This window comes from Vreelandella sulfidaeris Esulfide1 (genome assembly GCF_054072535.1).
Window position 1 is genome coordinate 3,885,280 of record NZ_CM133364.1, and the last position, 15,914, is coordinate 3,901,193.

General features: G+C 51.2%; 14 protein-coding genes and 1 tRNA gene. 9 read left to right on the forward strand and 6 right to left on the reverse strand.

All coding sequences use genetic code 11. The features are described from left to right. The first annotated feature begins 111 nt into the window (after positions 1-111). The 4 genes from ACW44H_RS18060 (at position 112) to ACW44H_RS18075 (ending at position 3,505) form a co-directional block, all read left to right on the forward strand. On the forward strand, positions 112-1,068 hold the full coding sequence (locus ACW44H_RS18060) for a Bug family tripartite tricarboxylate transporter substrate binding protein (RefSeq protein ID WP_457505896.1): 957 nt from the start codon (positions 112-114) through the stop codon (positions 1,066-1,068). A 150-nt stretch (positions 1,069-1,218) separates the two neighbouring features. Continuing rightward, positions 1,219-1,686: a tripartite tricarboxylate transporter TctB family protein gene (locus tag ACW44H_RS18065; protein WP_457505897.1), complete on the forward strand. Its 468-nt coding sequence runs from the start codon at positions 1,219-1,221 to the stop codon at positions 1,684-1,686. Between the two features lie 14 nt (positions 1,687-1,700). Continuing rightward, the gene (locus ACW44H_RS18070) at positions 1,701-3,206 is read left to right on the forward strand and encodes a tripartite tricarboxylate transporter permease (protein WP_457505898.1); all 1,506 of its coding nucleotides are present in this window, start codon (positions 1,701-1,703) and stop codon (positions 3,204-3,206) included. A 98-nt stretch (positions 3,207-3,304) separates the two neighbouring features. Beyond that, positions 3,305-3,505: a hypothetical protein gene (locus ACW44H_RS18075; protein WP_457505899.1), complete on the forward strand. Its 201-nt coding sequence runs from the start codon at positions 3,305-3,307 to the stop codon at positions 3,503-3,505. Positions 3,506-4,055: 550 nt separating this feature from the next. Here ACW44H_RS18075 and ACW44H_RS18080 read toward each other — a convergent pair. The 4 genes from ACW44H_RS18080 to ACW44H_RS18095 all read right to left on the reverse strand — a co-directional run bounded on the left by ACW44H_RS18080 (position 4,056) and on the right by ACW44H_RS18095 (position 7,071). Further along, positions 4,056-5,120 carry an RES domain-containing protein gene (locus tag ACW44H_RS18080; protein WP_457505900.1) on the reverse strand — a complete coding sequence of 355 codons (1,065 nt, stop codon included), beginning with the start codon at positions 5,118-5,120 and terminating at the stop codon, positions 4,056-4,058. Next, positions 5,089-6,003, reverse strand: a complete 915-nt coding sequence (locus tag ACW44H_RS18085; protein WP_457505901.1) for a sce7725 family protein — start codon at positions 6,001-6,003, stop codon at positions 5,089-5,091. Before ACW44H_RS18085 ends, ACW44H_RS18080 begins: the two co-directional genes overlap by 32 nt. Then, a complete protein-coding gene (locus tag ACW44H_RS18090) occupies positions 5,964-6,854 on the reverse strand; it encodes a sce7726 family protein (protein WP_457505902.1) in 891 nt (296 codons plus the stop codon). Before ACW44H_RS18090 ends, ACW44H_RS18085 begins: the two co-directional genes overlap by 40 nt. Before the next feature lie 140 nt (positions 6,855-6,994). Next, positions 6,995-7,071 (reverse strand) — tRNA-Arg (locus ACW44H_RS18095). Between the two features lie 143 nt (positions 7,072-7,214). Between ACW44H_RS18095 and ACW44H_RS18100 the strand changes: the two genes are divergently transcribed. Continuing rightward, positions 7,215-8,210, forward strand: coding sequence for a TRAP transporter substrate-binding protein (locus ACW44H_RS18100; RefSeq protein WP_457505903.1), 996 nt, complete (start codon positions 7,215-7,217; stop codon positions 8,208-8,210). Positions 8,211-8,317: 107 nt separating this feature from the next. Beyond that, entirely contained in the window at positions 8,318-9,283 is a 966-nt protein-coding gene (locus ACW44H_RS18105) for a LysR family transcriptional regulator (RefSeq protein WP_457505904.1), read from the forward strand. Between the two features lie 14 nt (positions 9,284-9,297). Here ACW44H_RS18105 and ACW44H_RS18110 read toward each other — a convergent pair whose 3' ends face one another. Then, positions 9,298-10,689 carry an FAD-binding oxidoreductase gene (locus tag ACW44H_RS18110; protein ID WP_457505905.1) on the reverse strand — a complete coding sequence of 464 codons (1,392 nt, stop codon included), beginning with the start codon at positions 10,687-10,689 and terminating at the stop codon, positions 9,298-9,300. Between the two features lie 268 nt (positions 10,690-10,957). Between ACW44H_RS18110 and ACW44H_RS18115 the strand changes: the two genes are divergently transcribed. From ACW44H_RS18115 to ACW44H_RS18125, 3 genes are read left to right on the forward strand one after another with little or no spacing between them, the layout of a single operon-like run. Continuing rightward, the gene (locus ACW44H_RS18115; protein ID WP_457505906.1) at positions 10,958-11,995 is read left to right on the forward strand and encodes a TRAP transporter substrate-binding protein; all 1,038 of its coding nucleotides are present in this window, start codon (positions 10,958-10,960) and stop codon (positions 11,993-11,995) included. Then, entirely contained in the window at positions 11,996-12,520 is a 525-nt protein-coding gene (locus tag ACW44H_RS18120; RefSeq protein ID WP_457505907.1) for a TRAP transporter small permease, read from the forward strand. Further along, positions 12,517-13,779, forward strand: a complete 1,263-nt coding sequence (locus tag ACW44H_RS18125) for a TRAP transporter large permease (protein WP_113270525.1) — start codon at positions 12,517-12,519, stop codon at positions 13,777-13,779. Before ACW44H_RS18120 ends, ACW44H_RS18125 begins: the two co-directional genes overlap by 4 nt. Before the next feature lie 88 nt (positions 13,780-13,867). On the opposite strand, the gene ACW44H_RS18130 is transcribed toward ACW44H_RS18125, so the two are convergent. Next, the gene (locus tag ACW44H_RS18130) at positions 13,868-15,637 is read right to left on the reverse strand and encodes a methyl-accepting chemotaxis protein (protein ID WP_457505908.1); all 1,770 of its coding nucleotides are present in this window, start codon (positions 15,635-15,637) and stop codon (positions 13,868-13,870) included. Positions 15,638-15,914 lie beyond the last annotated feature (277 nt).

Here is a 15,914-nt window from a genome sequence, read left to right on the forward strand (position 1 = left end):
ACCATACAGTTAAACATTATTCGCTTTAATCAAGTAATTCTGTACTGTTCACTGCACTAGACAGGCTTAACCTTTTAGACCATCCGTGAATGTAAACGGGAGCACAACAACATGATCACTAAGTTTTCTACCATCGCCGCCACTCTCTGCCTCGCTAGCATTACCTCGACTCAGGCTCTCGCTGACTATCCCGAGAAAAAGATAGACCTGATCGTCGGCTATGCGGCAGGTGGTGGAACCGACGTCATGGCCCGCACCGTTGCGCCTTTCCTTGAGCAGTATCTTGGCGATGACGCTACGGTCGTAGTGAAGAATATGCCCGGCGCCAGCGGCCAGATAGGCGTCACCGCCGCGGCCGAGGCCGATCCCGATGGCTACACTATCGGCACCTACAACCTGCCCGGCATGATGGCCCGTACCCTTGACCGAGATGCCGACTACGACGCCGATAGCTTCACCTACCTGGCCAACGTGGTAGACGATCCCAATGTAATCGTCACCCCTAAGAGCAGCGACATCGACAGCATGGATAAACTGGTCGCTGCAGCCCAGGAACGTGATGGGGCCATCACCGTCAGCATGTCGAGCCTCGGCGGCGATGATCACTTCTTCCTTATTCGGCTCTCCGAAGAGACCGACGCTGAATATACCATCGTTCCCTTCTCGGGCTCCGCGCCAGCACGTAGCGCTCTTATGGGCGGTCATGTCGCCATGGGGATCATCAACTTATCCGAGGTGGTCAATTTCCGTGACGAGCTAAATGTGCTCGGCATTGCAACCAATGAACGCTCTGAACTACTGGAAGGTGTGCCGACCTTTACCGAGCAAGGCTACGACCTTGTCAACGGTTCGCTGCGTGGATTTATTGCCCCCTCCGGCCTGCCGGAAGAGGTCGAGGCAAGTCTTATTAGTGCCTTCGAGAAGGCCTATGAGGATCCAAAATTCCAAGAGGCTATGCTCAAATCTGGGAATCCTATCAGTCTGACGACAGGCGATGATTTTCAAGCACTCAACGCAGAGCAGCTTGAACTGGCCGAGCGTGTGTGGGAATCCTCACCCTGGAAATAAAGTGATTGGCCGGGGTGTTCAATCACCCCGGCTGGCCATAACCAGCCCCCTTCGTCACGCCCCGTCACTGGATAAAACGTCCCCTCCACCATGTCGCTCAACTTGCTTGGTGGTAGACGCTCTACGAGCAAGCCAGCCAGAGAATAGAACATGAAACAAACCACTTCAGGGCAAGGACCTCATCCCGACCTCATCACCGGTATCGCCATCATTGTTGTCGCAGGGTTTCTTTTGCTACGCACACCCGACATGCCGACCATGAGCTCGTTGCTGCCTATAACAATGCTGAGCACGCTAATCGGGCTTTCTGTATTAATGATCTTACGAGTTTTCATCGCCAATCGAAGCGAGCGTTTTAAAGCCCCGCGGTACCAAATCTTCGATAATTTGCCGCGCTTTCTCGGCATCGTCGTAGCTATTGGGCTCTATGTGGCCGGTGTGAGTTTGATCGGCTTTTACACCACCACCGCGGTTATGGTGCCTTTGGTGGCGTGGAGCTTCGGCTATCGGGATATCAAGCGGTTACTGCTGGCGGATCTGATATTCACCGGAGGCTTGGCAATAATTTTCGCCTTGCTGATGGGGCAAGATCTTCCCACTGAATTCTTCATACGCTGAAAGAGGGCTGACACATGTATGGAAGTTTAATTGATGCGCTCCCAGCGGTACTGTCTCTCGGCAATTTCGCCGCTGTCGTGCTCGGCGTCATAACGGGCATCTGTATTGGTGCCTTGCCCGGGCTCAGCGCCACCATGGCAATCTCGGTACTGATTCCCTTCACCTTCGGCATGGACCCACTAGTGGCACTCGGCATGATGGCCGGTATCTATAACGGCGCCATGTACGGCGGTGCTATTCCCGCGGTGCTGTTGCGCATTCCCGGCACCCCCGCCGCCGTAGCCACCAGTTTCGACGGCTACCCAATGGCCCAGCAAGGCAGGGGCGGCTATGCGCTTCAGGTGTCAGTGGTATCTTCCGCCATCGGCGGCATCGTCTCGGCCATCGTGCTCATGCTATTGGCCCCGCCGCTGGCCAAGGTAACCCTGCTGTTTGGTCCCTCAGAGGTTTTCTGGGTCGCCGTCTTCGGCCTCTCGGCCATCGTCTTTCTGCTCGGCGGCGACGTCCTCAAGGGCCTGTTAAGCGCCTGTTTTGGCGTTTTCGTCTCGCTGGTCGGGCTAGACTCCATCTCCGGCTACGACCGCTACACCTTCGGCCACCTAGAGTTACTCGACGGCATCAACATCGTTGTGCTGCTCGTCGGGCTCTACGCCATACCGCCGGCAATCGCCCTCCTGGAGGAGGTCATGGATGTCGACACCTCCACCGCCGGAAGGCTCAATACGACAAGCCTCTGGAAAGCCTTGCCGAGCATGCTGAGATTCTGGAAGACTTGGCTGCGCTCCTCGGTGATCGGCGTGTTCGTCGGCATTCTGCCAGGCGCTGGTGGATCAATGGCGGCCTTTCTTAGCTACAACGAAGCACGTCGCGCATCCAGTAATCCCGACGAATGGGGCAAGGGCGAACCCGAGGGCGTAGCGGCCTCCGAGACCGCTAACAACGCCGATACCGCCTCGGCACTGATTCCCGCCCTGACTCTCGGCATCCCCGGCACTGCGGTGGCTGCAGTGATGCTCGGTGGTCTGATGATCCACGGTCTGCAACCTGGCCCGATGCTCTTCCGTGACAACCCCGACATTGTGTTCGGCTTCATGTGGCAGTTTCTGTTCGCCGCTATCTTGCTGATCGTGCTCGGCGGCGCCCTGGCCACCAATAGTTTTGCCCAAGTGTTACGCCTACCGCGCCCGCTGCTTGGCGCCTTCATCATCACCTTAGTGGTTGTAGGTGTTTACTCGATCAATGGCCGGATGTTCGACGTCTACTTGATGCTAGGCTTCGGTTTTATCGGCTACTTTATGGACAAACTGAAGTTCCCATTGCCCCCCGTCGTGCTGGGCCTAATTCTCGGTGGCTTCGCCGAGCAGAACCTGCGACTGGCTCTGCGTATTGGTGGCGGCGATTGGACAGCCTTGGCAGCGAATACAACGTCGAAGGTGCTTATTGTCATGATTCTTCTGGTCATTCTTACGCCACTCTTTTCACGACTGTCCCGCCGCAAGAAGAGTCAGTCGACGGCATAGAAACCCGTTAATAATTTAGGCCATCCGGTCTGATACGGCATGAAAGCGCGGCGCCCCTGCCGCGCTTTTCTGTTGTTTGCCCCCCGGTGGCCGAGTAGGTGCATGGCAATGCTGATGGCGCGCCCCTTCTCATCGTGCTGGCAGGCGATGCCGGACTGACCGCTCTAAAGGAAGTGATCAGCATGGTCGGCCTGCCGATGTTTATTCTGGTTTTTATTATGATGTTCGTGTTATATCGCGGCCTCTCGCATGAGGAAATCAGGGAGGTGTGGGTAGGTAGCCCAGCCAGGCAGAGTTGAAGCCTGAAGACTTGATGACACAAGACAGGGGGCTGTGAACAATTGCCGGCTCCTATCTTGAGATTGGAAAACCTTGGTAGAGAAGCGATCCACTACATAGTTGCACAAGCTATAGAGCAGAGGGCCTCAGCCACGGGATGCACAACAAAAAATGCAGAGCGTTTTAACTCTGTGGAGCTAAAGGTTAATATAAAATATAGATGTTTAAATTTTAAACTCTTACAAGCTATTCCTTCTCTAGCCTAATATTCAGGCAATGAAAAATAACCACTTTATATGCCCACGGCATTGTAATTAAAAAGATAGTCACTTTGATAATTTTTTATTTCTCGAGGTGGCATCAAGTGCTAGTCTAAAAAGATTCTGTCGCCTTCAGTTAAAGGGGCCATTAAAAGCCAACCATAGATATATTTGCATTCAATAAAAGGAAAAAAACTTCATGTTATGCAATAATAACGCTGGACTAATAGGGTATTATCCTGTAGAGCCTACTGATAAAAAATTACCGGATGATAGAAGTTAATTTTTTCTCAGCTATGTTCTGAGCAAGCTATAACTGCCTAGTTTTATGGCTTGTCTCATAAACTTCAAACTGTCTTGGCTCGCAAACATGCAAATCACCACTTTCGAAAAAAACGAAATTATTCCCTTTTGAAAAAGAGCTTTTAAATAACAAACCTCCAACCCCAGAAACACTTTTAATAAACTCACAAAGGAATTGCGTTGGTATATACTCTAACTCACTACTTTCTTTACTAACTGGCCTAGATAAATCTAAAGACAACTTTTCAAGTAAATTTAAATAATTTAAAACTATTGATAGCTGTTCTTCTTCGAACGAAGAAGCTGCACAAAGGTGCCTTGGATTTGTTAAATCTAGCACTACTAGCTCCTTGATGGGTGAAAACTCTGATATAAACAAACGACTAGCATTTGAAGGTCTTACTTCTGCAACGCAGGTATCAATATTATCTGCCAAGTATAAGTAAGGAATACCAGCAGGATTGGCCCTTCCTGCTGTCGCAATATTTTTAGGCGGACAACCCATTCCAGCGACATCAATTTTAGTTTCTGAGAGCCTTGCTCTATAAAATATTTCTTGAGGATAGATCTGAATTTCTAATTGTTCAAGCAGTTGAAAAAACACAGCAGCATCTACACTTTCCTTTGAATTTGAAAAAAGGGATGAATAAATTGTTCCTCTTGGAAAAAATCGGTTTCCATGCTTAATCTCTTCTTTAAACTCTTCCCACTGCTCTTTGAACCCATCCAAATCAAAATTAAAGATATATTTTTTATTTAAAATATTCTCGCCAAAAGCATCAGAAACTATATTATTAATAACTGTTTTTTCGCGACTAAACACACCATAATAAATTAATATTTCAGCAAAGTCTTCACCATCAGCATCTTCCGTCAAACCATAAAAAAAGATCTCAAGCTTTTCTGACAGATTCCTAACATTAATACAATGAACACCTTTAGAGCCACAATATGTGCATCTGGCAATATTTTCTTCTTGATGAACTTTTGTTAACAAAGCCGAGTCAGAGATACAGTTTACACAGCAGTTAGACATGCTTTTATTCTCCGATATAACAGCACGTTGTTTCAATATGATGTTTCATTGAAAGCTTCTTAACATGCCCAAGCCCTGGAAAAGAGCTGTCTTTTAAAGCAATAAATTCTTTCAAACCAGAAGTTAGGTAAAACTCATTAGGATTTTTTTCGACAAACTCACAAAGATTTAAAAGCGCATTTTTAAATTTACCACCAGGATTTGCAGGAGACTCATCATCATAAGAAGAAAAATGTCTTACACGCATAGAATAAAAAGAATCTTCATCTATATAGCTAAGGTGTATTGTAACAACATATGCTGGGCCACCAGCTTCGGTATATTCTTGACTTAAAACCGTATAATCTCCGAACCCTATAGCTCCATTATAGTTTTTCCACTCCGTATGTAGAGTAGAGAAAAAAGATGTCTCGGCGTAGTCAGCATTCCTGTTTTTTTTATCAAATGAATCTGAATAAAGAATCACTCTATTCAACTGAGCTAAAGCACCAGGATGTATTTTTTCCCTATTGGCTAAAACACATTTAGCTTTATGCAAACAGCTAAGCATATTTTTATCAACACTACCAGATACAAAAACCGCAACATCTTCAAGCTCTAACGAGTAGCTTTTAATATTATCAAAATCGCTTAAACTATTGACTTTTACGCAAGGAGTATACATCTCTGAACATTCGCTTATATCATTAAAAAAAGCTATATTCTCTCCTTTTTTAATAAAATTTCCCACATCAGGATTTATTATTAAAAATGGCTTTATCCCCTTTTTAGAAAGCACTTCCAGCGTCTTCTTCAGAGGGTTTGTATTTATCCTCACAGGCTCAATAACCGGGCAAAATAACTTGTTATCAAGAACCTCTGACAGCTCCCTAAGAGCAATTAACTCGAACTGCTTACCTCTGAGAATCGGGTAGTACATAGCATTTCCTTACTTAAATTAATATTTAAGTTATTGACAAATGTCTTTTTGCTACTTTGCTTCATGCTGTAGCCGATACCTGCTATCAATAGTGATTCAGGCAATTTAGTCACATAACCTTTATCAATTTTTCTTGTTTCTTTGAGCACTTTGCAGAAAAGCTCTCTAATTTTTTGGGATGATATTTTAGAAAGCTCTTTTTCACATTTTTCATAAATTTCTGTATTATTCTCTGATGGCGCCTTCCCTGTAGCCAAACGTACCATTTCCTTGTATTCGTTCAATCGCAAAGATTTCATCAAAATCGGAATATCGACAGGTTCACTACTATTATTGCTAGCATTTTTCACAATACTTAAAGTATTTCTTTTAGTCAGCTCACTCACCCCGACATCACATGGAATACTTTCTATCACTTTCTCTAAATGCTCACGACTAGTTACAACAACAACCTCGTCAAATATTTTTTTATATGATGCTAATTGATCAGGCAAACGCGACAAATTATCATAACTTGATTTTATTTCGTAACAGACACTTCTCCCGTTCAAAACAACACAATCAGCTTTATTTTTACCAACACGGAATTCAGGAATAACAGTTGCTGTATTTAAAGAGTGAATGCCAAATAATATTTTTCTTGCTACAGTATTTTTAAAATAATACTCAGCTCTATAGTTTTTAGACAGCTCAAGGAAACAAAGCTCGAAAACATCCAGTACTGAAAAAAATTCTGGTAGCTTTTTTTCATGTACAGCAGCTATCTCTAATAAAAAGCTTAGATCTCCATTGGCGATTTCATTGATTCGCCTACTCGTAAAAAGCTGAGCATTCCTTTTAGGATCATGCATTTTGTCACCAAAATCGAATCTCAACTGCATTAAACTTAATATAGGCTGCCATCACTTCTACTTGCAACCGTACTCTGAGAAGTAAGTAGCCTCAACGAAAAAACCCCGAGCAGAAAAAATAGCTGCTCGGGGTTTCAATTTGGCGCGCCCGGCAGGATTTGAACCTGCGACCCTCGGCTTCGGAGGCCGATACTCTATCCAACTGAGCTACGGGCGCTTGTGGGTGCGTATCGTAACCGTGCGGGGCGGCTGTGTCCAGCCGTATGGCGCTTGAGTCCTTTGGTCAATTGACCGTTTTCCCCGCGGTGGTGCATGCTTTGGGAGCACTTCTGCACCTTCATCGATTGGGAACATAATAATATGAAAACATTTGCACTTAGCACGCTGGCACTGGGCATATCACTGGCGCTGGTCAGCGCCGCGAACGCCGCTGATTTTGCTGATATGGATCCGGTTACCCTGCGCCTGGCCCATGTGGTCAATGAGCAGGATGGTTTCCACATCGCCGCCACCAAATTTGAAGAACTGGTGGAAGAGCGCACCGACGGCAAGGTGGATATCGAGATTTATCCCAATGCCACCTTGGGTGACGAACGCACGCTGCTGGAAGGCATGCAGATCGGCACCGTGGATATGGGCGTGATCACCAACGGGCCAGTCGCCAACTTTGTCGAAGAGATGGCGGTATTCGAACTGCCGTTCCTATTCCCCTCCCCGGAAGCCGCTTACCAAGTGCTCGATGGCCCGATTGGCCAGGAGTTGCTCGACAAGCTTTCTGAGGTGAACCTGAAAGGTATGGCCTACGCCGAACGCGGTTTCCGCAACCTGACCAACAGCGAGCGCGCCGTAAACTCGCCGGAAGACCTGGACGGCCTGCGTATCCGCGTGATGGAAAATCCGGTCTACACCGACACCTTCCGCGAGCTGGGCGCCAATGCGATTCCCATGGCGTGGACCGAAGCGCTTACCGCTATGCAACAGGGCACCATCGACGGCCAGGAAAACCCAGTGAACGTGATCCACTCGTTCAACCTGGATGAAACCCAGAACTACATGACCCTTTCACGCCACACCTATGCGCCGGCGATTTTTGTGATGGGTATGCCTGCATGGAGCCAACTGCCGGAACAGGCCCAAGAAGTGCTGCTTGAAGCCGCCCAGGAAGCTGCCGAGCATGAGCGCCAGGTGAACGCAGAGATGGAAAGCGAACAGCTGCAAGCGCTGCGTGATGCGGGCATGGAGATCAACGACGATCCAGATATGGAGGCCTTCCAAGCCGCCGTCGCGCCGGTGTATGAGAAGTACGGCGAACAGTTCGGTGATTACTTGCCGCGCATCCAGGAGGCGCTTAAGTAATTCGCTTCCCATCGAGGCAAGCCAGACAGTAGCTAAAATGCTTTTACAGCAATGGCTGAGGGCTGTTCCCGCGCCGGGACGGCCCTTCCAACCAAGAGACATGCCTGATGGCTGACACCACCAATGCGAAGCTGGCGAACAGGCTCAATAAGATAAATCTCAATTTACTATTGGTCTTTCACACGCTTTATTGGAAACGGAGTTTGACGCTGACCGCACAAGCGCTCTGCCTGACGCAACCGGCCGTCAGCCACTCGCTGAAAAAGCTCCGCCTATTAATGGACGACCCGCTTTTCATCAAGACGCTGGAGGGCATGCAACCGACCCCGCTTGCCCGGCAGATGGATGCCGCCGTAGCCAAAGGGCTGTTCTACCTCGATCAGGCAGTTCACAGTAGTAACGAGTTTTCACCTGCCACATCAAAGCGGGAGTTTCGTGTCAGTTTGGTGGACTATGTCAGCCAACAGCTACAACCCAAGCTTATTCAGCACTGCTTGGAACACGCGCCAGATTTGTGTTTCAACATGCTCTCCACGCGCATCGCAAGTGCAGAGGGTGCCCAACAAGTCCTTCAAGAGCACGATATCGACCTGGCGGTAGTGCAGTTCGAAACCTTGCCGCTCACCTCTCATCATGAGTACCTGTTTGACGATGTGATTGGCTGTGTGGGTGATGCTACATTTCATGGCGAGGGCAGTACCATTAGCCTTGAGGCGTTTTTAAGCTCCCCGCAGGTCGCTTTGTCGCACCGTGAAGATAGCCCGCTGTTAATTAATGAAAAACTGAGGGAGTTGGGGTTAGGACGCAAAATCGTCGCCAAGACGCCCTACATCAATCCGCTGCAGGAAATATTGGCGTCCACAGCACTGCTTTGCGTGGTGACAGAGAGCGCGGCCAGGGTCATTTGCCGCAATAATAGCTTGAAGTTCTACGCTCTGCCCTTGGACGTCCCAGCATTCAAAGTCTGCCTGTGCTGGGATGAAAGAAAGGATCACGATCCTGGCATACACTGGTTGCGGCAATTAACCCGGGAGCTGATGACACCAGCCCCCTCCGACCTGGGCGGCCTTTAATCAAACCGCCAAACTCACTCTACCGCCACGACTTTGCCGCGGTTCAACAGCAGTTTGGGATCCAGAGCGACCTTCATGCGCTTCATTAAAGCGATCTCTTCGCTGGAGCGGGAAATACTCAGGTAGTCGCGCTTTTCGAGCCCGATGCCGTGTTCGGCAGAGATCGAGCCGCCGTACTCTTTCAGGGGGGAGTAAACCAACTGCTCGACCTGGCGGCGGCTTTGCGAGCTGTCGTCGCGCACCGTGATCATGATGTGCAGGTTGCCATCGCCAAGATGGCCGAACACGATCATTTTACCTGTTTGGGGAAACTGCGCCTTGAGGTTTTGCTCCAGTGTAGCAACATAGGCGTCCATATACGGAATCGGCAGGCTGATATCATAGGAGAACATCGGCTTCAGCTCTTTCACTAGCACTTCGATATCTTCCCGAATCGCCCAAATGCCCTGGCGCTGAGCGCCAGAATTGGCCAGCACGGCATCGGTGATCAAGCCGTCTTCCATCGCCTTTTGCAGAATCTCTGAGAAATGCTCTGCATCCTGGGTGTCATCAAGCCCCAGGGTTTCGATGATCGCGTAGAAAGGCGAGTCGTCGGCCAGCGGGGGCGCGTGCTTGCCGCTCTCTGTGGTCACTAGTTTGTAGTGGCTATTCCACAACGCCTCGAAGGCGCTAAGGCTATTGGCGAGCTGTTGGGAGACTCTTCGTAACAGCTGAGTCAGGGCATCGAAGGAGGGCACCGCGACCAGCGCGGTTTGTTCGCTGGGCATATGCGGCTGCAGCCGGAGTACTGCTCGGGTGACGATACCCAAGGTGCCTTCGCTGCCGATAAAGAGCTGTTTGAGGTCGTAGCCCGCGTTGTTCTTGAGCATTTTGTTCAGCGAGCTGACCACGGTGCCGTCGCTGAGCACGGCTTCCAGCCCCAGTACTTGCTGGCGCATCATGCCGTAGCGAATGACCCGTATACCGCCTGCGTTGGTGGCGATATTGCCGCCAATGGTGCACGAGCCTCGGGCGCCAAGGTCGAGCGGAAACTGCATATCGATCTCCGCTGCGGCTTCCTGCACACGTTGGAGCGTCACCCCGGCCTGAACCTGAATCGTAGAGCCGATTAGGTCAACCTCTTCGATCTGGTTCATCAGCTCCAGAGAAACCACCAGTTCCTCAGGGCTGGCTTCACCGCCGTGCACGATGCCGGTCATGCCGCCATGGGTCACCACCAGTTGGTCGGCCTGGTAGCACAGGGCCATCACTTTGCTGAGCTGTTCGGTATTGCGGGGCCTGACAATGGCCTTGGCACGACAGGGCGCCCCGGTAAACCAGTCGACGCTACGCTGGGAGACATCGTCACCGAGCAACACGTTTTCTGAGCCGACTACCGCCACTAGATCGTTAAGCAACTTATCCATTGGTTATTCCTGTTTTAGCTGGCGTTGCCATGGTGTCAAGACGTCGCCATCGGCTAAGCCTTACAATTGCCCTTCAAGGCAGTTAATCAATCATCAATGCTTGCAGGCTATCGCTATCCTTTAAATCACTCAAGCCCAAGATCTATAAAGATTTTTTGGATTATTATTGCGAATAGTGGAATAAAAATAAGTAATTTGCCCTGTTAGTTCGATGTGGTATAGATGAAGCCCACCAAGATAATAAGAACAGCCACCACTAGGAGATAATGTGAATAATCGCGCCCGCTTTACCGCTCACGCCGCATCCTGTTATACAAGTAAATTCAAACAGTTAAACCTAACCTTGCTATGCGCTGGCCTGCTGGGTTTACCGCTAATGGCCCATGCTGAGGAAATTACCCCGACCAACCTGCGCTTAGCGACCGTGGTAAATACAGAAGATACTTACCATATCGCCGCCGAGCGCTTTCAGCAGTTGGTCAGCGAACAAACCGACGGCGCGGTCACGGTAGAGATCTTTCCCAACGCCTCCCTGGGCGACGAGCGCACCATTCTGGAAGGGATGCAGATCGGCACCGTCGATATGGGCGTGATCACCAACGGGCCGGTAGCCAACTTCGTTGATGAATTCTCGGTATTTGAGCTGCCGTTTCTCTTTCCAAGCGCCGAATCCGCTTACTCCGTGCTGGATGGCGAGATCGGCCAGGAAATACTGGCCAAGTTAGAGAATGTGAACCTGAAAGGGCTGGCCTTTGCGGAGCGCGGCTTTCGCAATATCACCAATAGTCAGCACGCGATTAATGCGCCCCAGGATCTCGACGGCCTGACACTGCGCGTCATCGAGAACGAGGTCTATGTGGATACGTTCCGTGAACTCGGCGCCAATGCCGTGCCAATGGCGTGGACAGAAGCGCTGACCGCCCTGCAACAAGGCACGATTGATGGCCAGGAAAACCCGGTTAACGCTATCCATGCCTTTAACCTTGAGGAAACCCAGGACTACCTCACCATGACGCGGCACATTTATGCGCCAGCGATTTTCATTATGAGCTTACCCGCCTGGAACGGCCTTCAAGAGGAGGTGCAGGAGATCGTGCTTGATGCCGCCAGCGAAGCCTCTGCCTATGCCAGGGAACAGAACGCTATTATGGAAGCCGAGCAGTTAGCCGAACTGGCCGAGGCAGGCATGGAAATTAATGAGTCACCGGATATCGCCGCCTTTCAAGAAGCCGTTGCCCCGGTCTATGAGAAGTACGGTGATCAGTTCGGCGACTATCTGCAGCGTATCCAGGAGGAAGTGAAGTAAGTGCCCACACAAACGCACCCATTGGTAACGCTGCTACAGCGTACTGAACGCTTTCTGGACGCCATTCTTCAGCCCGTAGTCTTTGCGGGCATGGCGGCGCTGATTGGGGTGATTACCCTGCAGATCGTCTCACGCGTGCTGTTCACTGCCGTCGGCTGGACTGAAGAGGTCGCGCGCTTTCTGCTGGTGTGGATCACCTTTTTGGCGGGCACGCTGGCGTTTCAGCGTGGGCGACACATTGCCGTGACCTTTGTGGTCGATGCCCTGCCCGGCCGCCTGTGCCAAATCGCACGGATTGCTGCCCTGCTGGTGGTACTTGCGTTTATGATCACGCTGATCGTGATCGGCTATCGCTACATGCAGGTGCAGAGCTTCCAGAAATCCGCCTCGCTGCGGCTTTCGATGACCTACGTCTACGCGGTGATGCCAATCTGCGCGGCGATGATGGCTTGGTATGCGCTGGTCGATATCATCGAGCTGCTGATTAACGGCAAGACCTCCCAGCCCCAGGAGGAGTCGCTATGACGCTGTTGCTGTTTGGGCTGTTCTTGCTGTTTATGCTGCTCGGTGTGCCGATTGCCTTCGCGATTGGTGCCAGCACGCTGTATGCCCTGCACCAATCCGGCGTGCCACTGATGGTGGTGACCCAGCAGATGTTCCAGGGCATCAACTCCTTCGCCCTGGTCGCAATCCCCATGTTTATTCTCGCCGGGGACTTGATGGCCCAGGGCAAGGTGAGCGAGAAGCTGGTCAGCTTCGCCGATTCGCTGGTCGGCTTTATGCGCGGCGGGCTTTCGGTGGTCTCGGTGATGGCGGGCATGTTCTTTGCGGCCATCTCCGGCTCCGGTGCAGCCACCACCGCAGCGGTGGGCTCCAGTCTGGTGCCCGAGCTTAAGCGCAAAGGCTATGACCCGGCCTCAGCGGCCAGCTTAATCGCCGCCAGCGGTACCATTGGGGTGGTGATCCCGCCCTCGGTGCCGATGATCATCTACGCCGTTATCGCCCAGCAGTCTGTCTCCAAGTTGTTTTTAAATGGCTTTTTGCCGGGGCTGGCGATGGGACTGGGGTTAATGGCGATTGCGATTGCGCAGGCTTATAAGCGCCAATACCCCAAGGGCACGCCGCTTTCGCTTTCAACCATCTGGACGACCTTTAAAGACGCCAGCTGGGGCTTGATGACGCCGGTGATTATCCTCGGCGGTATCTTTTCAGGGATCTTCACACCATCGGAGGCGGCCGTAGTGGCGGTGAACTACGCCATGCTGGTGTCGCTGTTTGTGTATCGTGACCTCAACCTGCCCCAGATTTACAAGCTGCTGATCCGTTCGGCGATGACCACCGCGGTGATTATGCTGGTGATTGCCATGTCGGCGGTGCTGAGCTGGACGCTCTCTAGCTGGCAGGTGCCGGGGGCAATTGCCCAAGCGGTGCTGTCACTCTCCACGAACCCGTACGTGATCATGCTGCTGATCGTCGGGATTATTCTGCTCACTGGGGTGTTTATTGAAACCGCCAGTGCGCTGATTATCCTCACGCCGGTGCTGTTGCCGCTGGTGCTGCAGCTGGGGATTGACCCGATCCACTTTGGTTTGATTATCGTGGTAGGGCTTTCCATCGGCATGATTACCCCGCCAGTGGCGATCAATCTGTACGTGGCGTCTTCCATCACACAGTTACCGTTGGAGCGTATTACCCGCGCGATTATTCCCTATATGCTGGGGCTGATCGGAGTGTTGCTACTGGTGGTCTACGTACCGATCCTGCTCGGCTGGTCGGGTAATTAACGAAGTTTATCTTAAGTGGCGTTAACGCAACGGGGCTTGCCAATGGCAAGCCCCGTTTTTTATACCCGTCGATTACAAGTAGTGAGCGTTAGAACGCTTCCCACTCCTCTTCTGCCTTACGCATAGAAGATGGCTTTGCAGCAAGCGCAGGACGTTTCAGACCACTATCATTGCCGCGGTGCTGAGAGGCCGGAGACGCTAGCGCTTGGTGACGTTGCGTGGGTTCATCTTCGCCGAGCACGAAGGAGTTGATTAACTGGTTCAGATGCTCAGCATGGCGGCGCATATTGGCAGCGGCAGTGGTCGATTCTTGCACCATGGCAGCATTCTGCTGGGTCATGGTATCCATTTCCGCCACCGCGGTATTGATCTGGCCGATACCACTACTCTGCTCTTTAGCGCCGGCTGTAATCTCACCGATCACATCGGTGACTTTCGCTACACTGGAGACGATCTCGCGCATAGTGTCGCCCGCACTACGTACCAACTTCGCACCTGAATTGGTGTGCTGCACCGAGGCATCAATCAGCGTACGAATCTCTTTCGAGGCATCGCTGGAGCGGCTGGCCAACGTACGTACTTCCTGGGCGACGACCGCAAAGCCGCGGCCATGCTCGCCCGCCCGCGCAGCTTCCACCGAGGCGTTGAGCGCCAGAATATTGGTTTGGAAGGCAATCGCATCGATCATGCTGATGATGTCACTGATGCGCGACGCAGAGTCATTGATATCGCGCATTGTAGTTTCAACTTGCCCCATCGCAGCCTCACCCTCACGAGCGACTTCGGCGGTCGACAGCACCAGCGTATTGGCCTGTGCGGCGTTGTCGGCACTGTGGTTGACCGTGGAAGTGATCTCTTCCATCGAAGCAGAGGTTTGTTGTAGGTTTGCCGCGGCCTGATCAGTACGGGTGGCAAGCTCTTCCGAGCTTTGCGAGATTTCGCTCGCCGCCTGGTGGACGCTGAGGGTGCTGCTGCGCACATCGCGCAGGGTATCCTGCATACGCGCTACAAAGGCATTAAACTGAACGCTAAGGTCGCCAATTTCGTCACCGCTCTCAACCGCTAGGCGGCGAGTCAAATCCCCGCGCCCTTGGGCTATATCGTGCATAGCAGCAGTCGTGCGTTTGATGGGCCCTAACGTGCGACGCACTAAGCCGAACGCTATCAGTGCAATGACGAGGAACAACCCTAGGCCCAATAGAGAGGCAACTATAATCCCTTGACGTAAATCGGCAGCCGCAGCGGTTTCAAGTTCAGCAACGGCGCCATCGACATCAGTCACGTAAACGCCTGCGCCAATCAACCAGTCCCATTTCTCAAGACGATCGACGTAAGAGTGCTTGGGTTCAATTCTGTCGGTACCTGGGTAATCCCATAAGTAGCTATAGGGCCCTCCGCCACTCTGCGCGACCTTAATGATCTCGCGGATGAGGTAGGTGCCATCAGGGGTCTGAGCATCGATCATGTTGGTACCTTCACGCTCCGGCGCAGGCGCCGTGACGATATTGTTACCCTCATAATCATAAATAAAAATGTAGTTGTTATCTTCAAAGCGCATGGAGCGAACCAGTTCAGCCACCTGCTGCTTTGCTGCCTCATCATTCGCACCAGCGTTTTCATAGATAGGGGCAATAGCGGTAGTCGCCATTTGCACAATATCGCGCACCGCATTGCGGCGCTCGTTGATCAGCTGCTCGCGCTGTTCGGCCAACGTCTCACGAGTATCCTGGATATTGCTGTAGGTTTTAAAACCAACCAGCGCGACTGTCACCAACAGAAGAGGAAGCAGTACCAACATCAGCACCTTGGTTTGTAAACCCAAGGATCGTTTAGGGAGGGGAGTAGTAGGAGTGGTCATAAGTATATGTGTTCCAGAGCAAAGCGTGCGTGATTGGTTTTATCGTTATCTTTGGCCTAGATCGGCCTGAAGCACGTAAACTTTAACAATTTTGGATACTTTTTTACTGGATACACAGCTATTTAGCTAATAATGATTAGATGCATAACCTAAGTTAATGATAACAAGAGGCTAAAAGTACACTGTGTAGGTGTGGTGGCCAGGGATGGCCCGTTTTAGCACGACGCTAAACCACAATCTTCGGTTGCCCTGACCCTTCTACCGCCTGGTCAGGGCG

Bases quoted from the DNA above. Each gene is read 5' to 3' on its own strand.
- ACW44H_RS18060 (WP_457505896.1), top strand. From the start codon at position 112: ATGATCACTAAGTTTTCTACCATCGCCGCCACTCTCTGCCTCGCTAGC.
- ACW44H_RS18065 (WP_457505897.1), top strand. From the start codon at position 1,219: ATGAAACAAACCACTTCAGGGCAAGGACCTCATCCCGACCTCATCACC.
- ACW44H_RS18070 (WP_457505898.1), top strand. From the start codon at position 1,701: ATGTATGGAAGTTTAATTGATGCGCTCCCAGCGGTACTGTCTCTCGGC.
- ACW44H_RS18085 (WP_457505901.1), bottom strand. From the start codon at position 6,003: ATGTACTACCCGATTCTCAGAGGTAAGCAGTTCGAGTTAATTGCTCTT.
- ACW44H_RS18090 (WP_457505902.1), bottom strand. From the start codon at position 6,854: ATGCATGATCCTAAAAGGAATGCTCAGCTTTTTACGAGTAGGCGAATC.
- ACW44H_RS18100 (WP_457505903.1), top strand. From the start codon at position 7,215: ATGAAAACATTTGCACTTAGCACGCTGGCACTGGGCATATCACTGGCG.
- ACW44H_RS18105 (WP_457505904.1), top strand. From the start codon at position 8,318: ATGGCTGACACCACCAATGCGAAGCTGGCGAACAGGCTCAATAAGATA.
- ACW44H_RS18110 (WP_457505905.1), bottom strand. From the start codon at position 10,689: ATGGATAAGTTGCTTAACGATCTAGTGGCGGTAGTCGGCTCAGAAAAC.
- ACW44H_RS18125 (WP_113270525.1), top strand. From the start codon at position 12,517: ATGACGCTGTTGCTGTTTGGGCTGTTCTTGCTGTTTATGCTGCTCGGT.
- ACW44H_RS18130 (WP_457505908.1), bottom strand. From the start codon at position 15,637: ATGACCACTCCTACTACTCCCCTCCCTAAACGATCCTTGGGTTTACAA.